Source organism: Staphylococcus sp. HMSC62A08, assembly GCF_001839105.1.
Taxonomy (GTDB): Bacteria; Bacillota; Bacilli; order Staphylococcales; family Staphylococcaceae; genus Staphylococcus; species Staphylococcus caprae.
Window position 1 is genome coordinate 1 of record NZ_KV840022.1, and the last position, 1,137, is coordinate 1,137.

Sequence of the window (1,137 nt, forward strand, 5' to 3'; positions counted from 1 at the left end):
AATATGCCATCTTTCCATCTTTATAAAAATCAAGCACCTCATTTTTATATAAAAGTCTTAAATGATGTGAAGTTGAAGCAATACTCATTTTCAATATCAAAGAAATATCACAAACACACAACTCATCTTCTTTAATCAAAGATAATATAATTTTCAATTTCTTCTCATCACAAATCTTTTCTAAAATGTTAAGTAATTTCTTAGATTTATCATCTTCTAAAAAACTTAAAGCATTGTTAACTTTATCCTCATGTACACAGATCACATCACAAGCATTTTCATAACTCATATGAAATCACACCCTAAATTAAAATATAAATCCTAAAATTGTTTGAATAGTGTCATTTTCTATAATGATAAATAAACCTAAAGCTATATAAATAACAGCCATAATCCAACGACCAAATTTCTCAACAATTTCTCCAACTCCTGGAATATTAGCTAATTTTTGTGCAGTAAATACCAAGAAGAAAATTAAAATTAAAAAGACAAACAAAGTAATTAATAAATTAGTAACACTTAATGTCACAAAATAGGGAACAAATAAACCGATATTATCAGCACCACAACTTGCTATCGTAACAATTGCAATCGTACCAACTAATTTAGACAATCCTTTTTCATTCAATTCTTTTTTAGCTCTCTCTTCTCCGTCACTATCACCATAAATAGCCACCTTAATTCCTAAATAAATCGGTATTAACCCTAATAATCCTAATATCCATTTTTCAGGAACATAATTTAAGACAAAGGCAAAGAATAAACTTATGACAATCAATGCCACAGATCCTACATATTGACCAATATAAATATCTCGATATTCTTTCCTAGTATTTGCTCTAGCAAAGAACATTAATAAAATCACTAATAAGTCTAATGCTGTCGCAATATAAAGAATAGCAGCAGTTACAATAGTTTGAATCATAATTACACCTCATTCAAAAATATTTTTGAATGTATTATAACTAATATTTTTAAATAATCATAGGTGCTTTATTCCAATTGCTTTATTGACGTTGAGCCTCGGAACCCTTAACAATCCCAAAACTTGTCGAATGGTAGGGTTAATAGCTCACGCTATGCCGACATTCGTCGATTTTTACCTTAGTTTTAAGTAATCGGTGTTATAGCAAAGAT

General features: G+C 28.7%; 2 protein-coding genes. Both read right to left on the reverse strand.

The features are described from left to right. Positions 1–289, reverse strand: a 289-nt coding sequence (locus HMPREF3264_RS00015; protein WP_070871517.1) for an ArsR family transcriptional regulator, incomplete at its 3' end; no start/stop codon positions are given. An 18-nt stretch (positions 290–307) separates the two neighbouring features. After that, positions 308–925: a CadD family cadmium resistance transporter gene (locus tag HMPREF3264_RS00020; protein ID WP_030065359.1), complete on the reverse strand. Its 618-nt coding sequence runs from the start codon at positions 923–925 to the stop codon at positions 308–310. Positions 926–1,137: the final 212 nt, after the last annotated feature.

Coding starts and splice junctions, on each gene's coding strand:
- HMPREF3264_RS00020 (WP_030065359.1), bottom strand. CDS start 925: ATGATTCAAACTATTGTAACTGCTGCTATTCTTTATATTGCGACAGCA.